The sequence below is a fragment of the Kitasatospora sp. NPDC059747 genome (assembly GCF_042732955.1).
GTDB lineage: Bacteria > Actinomycetota > Actinomycetes > Streptomycetales > Streptomycetaceae > Kitasatospora.
Map to the genome: position 1 here is coordinate 30,872 of NZ_JBHWGV010000042.1, position 8,710 is coordinate 39,581.

An 8,710-nucleotide genomic window follows, 5' to 3' on the forward strand; every position below is an offset into this window, starting at 1 on the left:
GGCCCACAAGCGGCCGAACACCCCAGCCGGGGGGGGGGGGGGCCGCCCCCGGGGCCGGGTGCTGGTCCCCCCCGGGCCCCTGCGCCCCCGTTCCCCCGTTCCCCCGTGCTCCCCCGATTTTCCCGGCGTCCCCCGCCGCCGGGTCAGTCCGTCGCGATGGCCGCGAGGACGTTCATGCGCCCGGCCCGGAAGGCCGGGAAGAGGGCCGCGAACAGGCCGATCACCACGGAGGAGACCAGCGTCACGGCGATCGTGGTGGTCGGGACGGAGAGCGTGTCCAGACCCTGGTCGCGCAGCACCTGCTGGGCGGTGACGCCCCAGGCGAGGCCGAGCACCGTGCCGAGGACCGCGCCGAAGACCGCGATCACCACGGACTCCAGCCGGATCATCCGGCGCAGCTGGCGGCGGGAGAGCCCGATCGCCCGCAGCAGGCCGATCTCGCGGGTCCGCTCGACCACCGACAGCGCCAGGGTGTTGACGACGCCGAGCACGGCGACCGTGATCGAGAGGCCGACCAGCCCGTAGATCAGGTAGAGCAGGGTGTTGACCTGGGACTGGACGAGTTCCTTGTAGCCGGCCTGGTCCTTGACGGTCAGCTGCGGGTACTCCTTGAGCGCGTCCTGCAGGGCGGTCAGCGTCTTGGCGACGTCGGCGCCGGAGGCCGCCTTGGCGTAGAAGACCCGGTCGACGGGCTGGTCGGCGGCCGGGACCACCTTGGCCATGGTCGCGGTGTCGACGAAGGAGGCGTCGCCGTAGAGCGACTTCTTGCCGAACACCACGCCGACGGTCAGCTGCTGGGTGTGCCCCTTGCCGTAGGTCACGGTGACGGTGTCGCCGACCTTGAGGCCGTTGTCCTTCGCGAAGTTCTCGCCGATGCCCAGCGAGCCGCGGGCGATCGAGTCGGCCGTGCCGGAGGCGACCGGGAGGTGGAAGTCCGTGCCGAAGAAGCTCGGCGGCACGGCGGCGATCCCGGCCTTCTTGCTCTTGCCGTCGGCGAGCTGGACCTTCGCGTCGAAGTCCTTCTCGGTGGTGACGTGGTCGATGCCCGGGGTCCTGCGGACCGCGTCCGTCATCTCGGCGGTGATCGGCGCGCCGCCGCCGCGGACGATGTAGTCCACGCCCACCGAGCGGTCGATCTGCGCGCTGGCCGAGGTGACCGCAGAGGCGCTGAACACCGAGGAGCCGATCACCAGCGCCAGGCCGATCATCAGCGCGGCGGCGGTGGCGCCGGTGCGGCGCGGGTTGCGTGTCGCGTTGCGCTGGGCGAGCTTGCCGGACGGGCCGAACAGGGCCGGCAGGAGGGCGCCCAGCACCCTGATGACGGCGGTGGCCAGCAGCGGGCCGAGCACCACGAAGCCGATCAGGGTCAGCAGCACGCCGAGGCCCAGGTACTGCCCCCCGGTCGCCGCCTTCTCCGCCTTCGCGGCGAGCACCAGCAGACCGCCGCCGCCCAGGGTGAGGACGAGGCCGAGGACCGTACGGACCGCGTTGGCCCGCGCCTCGGCCGGGGTGCCGTGATCGCGCAGGGCGGCCATCGGCGCGATCCGGCTGGCCCGGCGGGCCGGGATCCAGGCCGCGACGACGGTGATCAGGATGCCGACCGCGTACCCGGCGACGAAAACGTCCGGGCCGATCTGCAGGTCGCTCGCCTTGAGGTCCATGCCGATCGCGTTCATCAGCTGGATCAGGCCGACCGCGATGCCGAGGCCGGCCCCGATGCCGAGGGTCGAGCCGAGCACGCCCAGGATCAGCGCCTCGGCCAGCACCGAGCCGTTGACCTGGCCGCGGCTGCCGCCGATGGCGCGCAGCAGGCCGATCTCCCGGGTGCGCTGGGCGACCAGCATCGAGAAGGTGTTGATGATCAGGAAGCCGCCGACGAGCAGCGAGACGCCGGCGAAGCCGAGCATCGCGTACTTCATGAAGTCGAGGCCGCTGCCGATGCTCTTGTTGTTCTCGTCCTTCTGCTCGGCCGCGGTCTTGACCTGGTAGCCGCCGCCCAGCGTGGCGAGGGTGTCGGTCTTGAGCTGCGCGTCGCTGCGGCTGCCGTCGCCGAAGGCCTCGACGGAGGTGTAGGCCGCCTCGCCGAGCAGCACCTGCTGCGCGGTCGGGGTGTCCAGGAAGGCGAGCGCCGCACCCGGGTTGGTGGTGGTGAAGGTCGCGATGCCCGCGATGGTGAACTCGTGCTTGCCGCTCGCGTTGTCGACCCGCACCTTGCCGCCGAGGCCGAGCTTGGCCTTCTTCGCGGTGTCGGCGTCGAGCACCAGCTCGCCCGCGTTCTGCGGCACGTGGCCGGAGGTGATGCGCACCGGGTTGCGCGGCGTGTCCGCCCAGTTGCCGACCAGGGTCGGGGCGCCGCTGGTCGGGCCGATCAGCTTGTTGGTGGCCGGGTCGACCAGGATCGCGTCGCCGACCATGACCTGGCCGACGGCCGTCTTCACGCCGGGCACCGCGGCGACCTGCTGGGCGAGCGCGACCGGGAGCACCGGCGGCTTGTCGCCGGGCTGCTGCTGGTCGTCCTCGGCCGGCTTCGGCGGCTGGACCGAGACGTCCGAGGCGGTCGCGGCGAAGAGCTTGTCGAAGGTGCTGGTCGCGGTGTTGGAGAAGACCAGGGTGCCGGAGACGAAGGCGACCGACAGCACGACGGCTATCAGGGAGAGCGCCATCCGGCCCTTGTGGGCGAAGAAGCTCCGCAGTGACGTCTTGAGGATCATGATGCGTCGTCCCGCCCGCTCAGCTCGTGCGCTTGCCGTCGAAGCGGCGCATGCGCTCCAGGACGGAGTCGGCGGTCGGGGAGTGCATCTCGTCGACGATCACGCCGTCGGCGAGGAAGAGCACGCGGTCCGCGTACCCGGCGGCGACCGGGTCGTGGGTCACCATGACGATGGTCTGGCCGAGTTCGTCCACCGAGCGGCGCAGGAAGGTCAGCACCTCGGCGCCGGCCCGGGAGTCGAGGTTGCCGGTGGGCTCGTCGCCGAAGATGATCTCGGGGCGGGCGGCCAGGGCTCTCGCCACCGCGACGCGCTGCTGCTGGCCGCCGGAGAGCTGGGTCGGGCGGTGCTTGAGCCGGCCGGCCAGGCCGACGGTCTCCACCACCTGGGCCAGCCAGGCCTCGTCGACCCTGCGGCCGGCGATGTCCATCGGGAGCGTGATGTTCTCCAGCGCGTTCAGCGTGGGCAGCAGGTTGAACGCCTGGAAGATGAAGCCGATCTTGTCCCGGCGAAGCCTGGTCAGCTGCTTGTCCTTGAGGCCGGTGATCTCGGTGCCGCCGATCCGGATCCGCCCGCCGCTGACCGTGTCGAGGCCGGCCAGGCAGTGCATGAGGGTCGACTTGCCGGAACCGGAGGGGCCCATGATCGCGGTGAAGCGACCGCGCTGGATGTCGACGTCGACCGCGTCCAGCGCGGTGACCTTGGTCTCGCCCGCGCCGTACGCCTTGGTGACCTGGCGGGCCGAGGCGGCGACGGCGGACTCGCCGCCGGGAAGCTGGTGGTCGAACACGGCTGCTGCTGCCGTCGTCACTGGAGTCTCCTAAGGAATGGCCCACCCGTTGGCCCCCAGCCTGGTCGTCCCCACCTGTCCGGCGACATGGTGGAAGCGGTAGTCCTCGACCGGGGGTTGTCCCCACCCTGCCCGGCGCACCGGGCCGCCGACCCGAGGAAATCGGGCCGGCTCCGGACGGGCGGGGATGTATGAACCACGTTAGGAGCGGCGGACGGAGCGCTCGTCCTCCGCCGGGATGAAGCGGGCCAACGGGAGTTGTACGGGGTGCGGCGGCCCTCCCCCTAGGGGTCGCCGCGGCCCTTCTCGGGGACGCCCCGTACGGGCCCCCGGCCGCGGCTCGTCAGCCGGCCAGGGCGGGGGCGGCGAGCCGCTCCAGCGCCACCGCGAAGCCGTCGACGACGGGGGCGAGCAGCGCCTCGGTCTCGCGCTCCACGACGGTCGTCCCGTCCTCCCCGGCGGTGACGTGGCGGTCGAGCACGAACCAGCCCTGGGTGACGTGGCCGGCGCCCATCGAGCTGAGGACCGGACGCAGCGCGTAGTCCACGGCGAGGACGTGCGCGGGCGAGCCGCCGGTGGCGAGCGGCAGGACGGCCTTGCCGGCGAGCGCGTACTGCGGCAGGACGTCGAGCAGGGCCTTCAACAGGCCGGAGTACGCGGCCTTGTAGACGGGGGTGCCGATCACGACGCCGTCGGCCCGGGCGAACAGCTCGACGGCGGCGGCGATCTCGGGATGGTCGAAGTCGCCCGAGAGCAGGGCGTGCGCGGGCAGGTGGCGGGCCTCGAACGGGATCACGTGGTGGCCGCGGGCCGCGAGCCACCCGTCCACGTGGCGCAGGAGGCGGGTGGTGCGGGAGATCGCGGACGGGGAGCCGGAGACGGACAGGACGGTGGCCATGGGTTCACCTCTGCGGGAAGCGGGGACGACGCGGTGCGGCGGCGCTGCCGCTGCGGCGGAGCGGCGGTGCTTCCGCCGCCCGGGGAAAGGGAGTTGGGGAATTCGACGGGGCGCGCGTCAGCCACGACAGAGCGAACGGGACACACGCTTGAGGTCGACGTGCCGCCGACGCGTGAGGGTCCTTCGCTGATCCATGCCAAAAATGCAAACACGGCGTGTTCGGGGCGGTCAAGAATCGTTTCGGCAGGTGAACGCCGGAGTGGGACGGATCACTCCGGCGAGCCGGCACCCGCACGGGCGCGCGCACGCGCGGAAGTTGCGGCGGAACGATCCGGCACGTGCATCAAAACTGCTACAAGAGGCCTGGTGGAGCCCCCGGGGGGAGTCAGGCCGGACGCCTTCGGGCATCCTCGTCCACATGAACACGTGGCAGGAGGGCCGCCCGAGCGGCGGCGGGAACCCGTACAACGGCGGGACCCCGTACGGCGGCGGCGACGGGGGCGGCGCGTACGGGCGCAGCGGGGGCGGCACGTCGGCCGAGCCGCCGCTGCCGGCCGGGCTGAACCCGCGCGGGCCGGGCGCCCCGGCGCCGCGCCGGCCCGAGCCCTCCCGCACCGGCGGCGTCCCGCCGCAGGGCCCCGGCCGGCCCGACGGTCCCGGCCGCCCCGGTGGTCCGGGCGGTCCGGGTGGCCCTGGTGGTCCGGGCGCCCCCGGCGGCACCCGCCCGTCCGCGCCGGGCCCCGCCGGGCGCAGGGGCTGGTCGAAGGGCCGGATCGCCAAGTGGACGGTCTTCGGCCTGCTCGTCGCGATCATGGTGACGGCCGTCTCCACCTACTTCTGGGCCGACTCCAAGATCAACCACGACAACGTGCTCGCCGACTACCCCGGCCGCCCGGCGGCCGGCAAGGGCACCAACTGGCTGATCGTCGGCTCGGACAGCCGCGAGGGCCTCACCGACGCCCAGGAGGAGAACCTCCACACCGGCCACGACGTCGAGGGCAAGCGCAGCGACTCGATGATGATCCTGCACGTCGGGGACAACGGGAACACCCTGCTGAGCGTGCCGCGCGACTCCTGGGTGCCGATCCCGGAGTACAAGACCAGCAGCGGCAAGACCCTCAAGGGCACCAACTCGAAGATCAACTCGGCCTTCGCCAACGGCAACGGCCGGCTGCTCGTCCAGACCATCGAGCTGAACACCGGCATCCGCATCGACCACTACGCCGAGATCGGCTTCTCCGGCTTCGTCGGCATCGTCGACGCGGTCGGCGGCGTGCAGATGCACATCGACCAGGACATCAAGGACCGGGACTCCGGCCTCGACCTCAAGGCCGGCGACCAGACCCTCAACGGCACCCAGGCCCTCGCCTTCGTCCGCCAGCGCCACCAGATGGCCGACCAGGACCTCGGCCGGATGCGCAACCAGCAGAAGTTCCTCGCCGCCCTGGCCCACCAGGCGGCCTCCCCGGGCACGCTGCTCGACCCGTTCACCTTCTACCCGCTGGTCGACGCCGGCCTCGGCACGCTGATCGTCGACAACGACACCGGCCTCACCGACCTCGGCTCGCTCTTCCTCGCGATGAAGGACGTCAACGGCGGCAGCGGCAAGACGCTGACCATCCCGATCTCCAACCCGGACTTCCGCACCACCACCGGGGAGTCGGCGGTCAAGTGGGACTCCGCCAAGGCCAAGCAGGTGTTCGACGCCTTCAAGAACGACACCCCCGTGCCGGACGTCAAGTAGCGGACCCACCCGCCGCTCCACCGCCGCCACCGCCTCCTGGGCCGCCTGGTCCAGGAGGCGCTCGCGTTCTCCGGGACGGACGTGCCGGCCGCCGCCGGCCGGGCCCCTACCGGCCGATCGGCTGCAGGCCGGTCACGTACTCCGGGAAGCGCACCAGCCACTCCCCCTCGCCGTCTCCGGCGCCCCCGGCCTCGGTCGGGCCCGAGTAGCCGTAGTGGATCTCCCGCGCGCGGCCGCCGTCCACCCAGCGGGCGTCCGCCAGGTGCACGGCGAGGGCGGCCGGGTGCTGCGGATCGGGGCGTTCGAGGACGAGCTCGTGCTCGGTCTCGCCGGGGCGGAAGGCGACCACCGTCTCGCTGGTGCGGCGGCGCGGGCGCCCGCCCGCCCGGTACGTCCAGTACGCGGCGACGGTGACCGTCAGCGTGCCGTCCGGGCTCCCCGGCTCCGGGCGGACGTACTCCTCGTCGGGCACCCACCGCGCGTGGTGGCGGATGTCGTCCGGGCCGCGCCGCTCGTCCCAGCGCACCCAGTAGCTCGCCACGCGCTTGACCGTCATCACCTCGCGCGAGACGCGGACCGGGACGCGCGCCGGATTGGCCGGCTCGCCCGCCGCGAGGGAGACCACGGTGACCTGCTCGTACGTCACCTCGGCGTCGTCGAGGCCCTGCCCCATCGCTTCCATCGGCTGCTCCATCGGTGAACCACCTTGGCGGAGAGTGGAGTTGAGCGCGGCTCGGCCGCGCGAGGAGAGCCTACGGCGACCGCGCGGACACCCGGAGTGATTGTGTGATTCCGGCCCGGACGGCCGGGGCCCGGCGCTACCCTGCCCCCCGTGGACGAACGAAGCGGCACCGGAGCGCTCCTGGGGCGCGGGCGGACGGCCGACGTCTTCGCCCTGGACGGACACCGGGTGCTGCGCCGGTACCGGGACGGCAGCGACGCGTCCGGCGAACTCGCCGTGATGCGGCACCTCGCGGAGCACGGCTACCCGGTGCCCGGGGCGAGCCCCGGGGCCGCGCCCGGCGAACTCGTCCTGGAGCGCCTCACCGGCCCGACGATGCGCGACGCCCTCGTGGCGGGCGAGCTCGCGCCCGGAGCGGCCGGCGAACTGCTGGCCGGGCTGCTGCGGCGGCTGCACGCCGTCCCGGCCCGCACGGGCACCGACCCGGCGCACCGGATCCTGCACCTCGACCTGCACCCGGAGAACGTGCTGATGACGCCGCGCGGGCCGGTGGTGATCGACTGGGCGACGGCCGCGGAAGGCCCGCCCGCCCTGGACACGGGCACGTCGGCGCTGATCATGGCGGAGGTCGTGCTCACGCTGCCCGCCGGCCTCGCGACGGCCGCCCGGGCCGTGCTGGCGGCGCTGGTGCGGCACCTCGGCGGGCCGGGCGACCTCCCCGCCGCCCGGGCCCGCCGGGCTGCCAACCCGACCCTGGGCGCGGCGGAGGTGGCCCGGCTCGACGCGGCGGAGGCGCTGGCGCTCGGCGTGGCCGGCCCGGAGGCGCGCGGCGGGCGGCCGGAGCGGCCCTGACGCCCTCGGCCCCGCCGGCGCCGCTGCGCGGGGACCAGCCCGCGCAGCGGTAGACCTTCGGGCGTCAGCGCGGGCCCTGCGGGACGCGGTCCAGCGCGATCCCGAAGCGGGTGCGATAGGCCGCCAGGGCCTCGTCGTCGGTGAGCGTCAGCTCGCTGCGCTCGCCGGCCGGGGTGGTGGTGATCAGGCGGTTGCCGGCGATGGTCGCCCGGCCGCCGTCGGCGGTGAGCATCGAGCAGGTCGTCGAGCGGGTGAACGGGGAGTCCGGCGAGGTGGTCTGCCACCAGCAGGTCGGGCGGAAGTCGGCGAGCTCGTACGGGCGCAGGCCCAGCCGGTACTGCGGCGTGCCGTCCAGGAGGACGTCCAGGTCTCCGTGCGCGCCGGCCGGGACGAGGGTGAACGTGCCGTGGGCGTCGGCCTGTTCGCCGCGTCCGTCGAGCCGCAGCGGGCCGCGGCTGAAACGCCCGAAGCCGACGTCGACCAGCCACGGCTCGTCGAGGTCCACCCGCAGCGCGAGGTGGTCGAACGGCGGTCCCGGCCGCTCGCCGTCGAAGACACGGGCGGCCAGCAGGCTCACCCGGTAGCCGAGCGAGCCGAGCAACTCAGCGAAGAGGCCGTTGAGTTCGTAGCAGAAGCCGCCGCGGCGGGCGGTCACGACCTTCGCCACCAGGGCGTCCGGGTCGAGGACGACGGGCTCGCCGAGGTGGATGCTCAGGTTCTCGAACGGGACGGCCCGCAGGTGCGCGAGCTGGAGCCGGGCGAGCGCCTCCGGGGACGGCGCGCCGGGCTCGGGGAGCGCGATGCGGTCGAGGTAGGCGGACCGCTGGGCGGCGGTGAGGCCGCCGTACGGCTGCTCGGTGCGTGGCGCGTGATCCATCCGACCATTCCACCCGGACGCGGGCCGGTCGGCCATCGTCCATTGGTCCTACGCCCTCGGCCCCACCCCCACTGCCGGCGGGGGGGGGGGGGGGGGGGGGGGGGGCCGGCGGCCCCGCGGGGGGGTGGACAACCCCCGCGAGCGGTAATATGGGGAGAG

7 protein-coding genes are annotated in these 8,710 nt (G+C 73.6%); 2 read left to right on the forward strand and 5 right to left on the reverse strand.

Annotated elements, in window-relative coordinates; all coding sequences use genetic code 11:
- Positions 1-143: 143 nt before the first annotated feature.
- The 3 genes from ACFV4G_RS19850 to ssuE all read right to left on the reverse strand — a co-directional run bounded on the left by ACFV4G_RS19850 (position 144) and on the right by ssuE (position 4,396).
- A complete protein-coding gene (locus ACFV4G_RS19850; protein ID WP_380442119.1) occupies positions 144-2,714 on the reverse strand; it encodes an ABC transporter permease in 2,571 nt (856 codons plus the stop codon).
- A gap of 16 nt (positions 2,715-2,730) precedes the next feature.
- Positions 2,731-3,519 (reverse strand): ABC transporter ATP-binding protein, encoded by a 789-nt coding sequence (locus tag ACFV4G_RS19855; RefSeq protein ID WP_380442047.1) that lies wholly within the window; start codon positions 3,517-3,519, stop codon positions 2,731-2,733.
- 322 nt (positions 3,520-3,841) lie between these two features.
- Positions 3,842-4,396 (reverse strand): NADPH-dependent FMN reductase, encoded by a 555-nt coding sequence (ssuE, locus tag ACFV4G_RS19860; RefSeq protein ID WP_380442049.1) that lies wholly within the window; start codon positions 4,394-4,396, stop codon positions 3,842-3,844.
- Positions 4,397-4,814: 418 nt separating this feature from the next.
- On the opposite strand from ssuE, the gene ACFV4G_RS19865 reads away from it, so the two are divergent.
- Positions 4,815-6,140, forward strand: coding sequence for an LCP family protein (locus ACFV4G_RS19865; protein WP_380442051.1), 1,326 nt, complete (start codon positions 4,815-4,817; stop codon positions 6,138-6,140).
- A 106-nt stretch (positions 6,141-6,246) separates the two neighbouring features.
- Here ACFV4G_RS19865 and ACFV4G_RS19870 read toward each other — a convergent pair whose 3' ends face one another.
- Positions 6,247-6,834 (reverse strand): hypothetical protein, encoded by a 588-nt coding sequence (locus ACFV4G_RS19870; RefSeq protein WP_380442053.1) that lies wholly within the window; start codon positions 6,832-6,834, stop codon positions 6,247-6,249.
- Between the two features lie 138 nt (positions 6,835-6,972).
- On the opposite strand from ACFV4G_RS19870, the gene ACFV4G_RS19875 reads away from it, so the two are divergent.
- A complete protein-coding gene (locus tag ACFV4G_RS19875; RefSeq protein ID WP_380442055.1) occupies positions 6,973-7,674 on the forward strand; it encodes a phosphotransferase in 702 nt (233 codons plus the stop codon).
- A 64-nt stretch (positions 7,675-7,738) separates the two neighbouring features.
- Here the strand turns inward: ACFV4G_RS19875 and ACFV4G_RS19880 are convergent, their stop codons facing one another.
- The gene (locus tag ACFV4G_RS19880; protein WP_380442057.1) at positions 7,739-8,551 is read right to left on the reverse strand and encodes an arylamine N-acetyltransferase; all 813 of its coding nucleotides are present in this window, start codon (positions 8,549-8,551) and stop codon (positions 7,739-7,741) included.
- Positions 8,552-8,710: the final 159 nt, after the last annotated feature.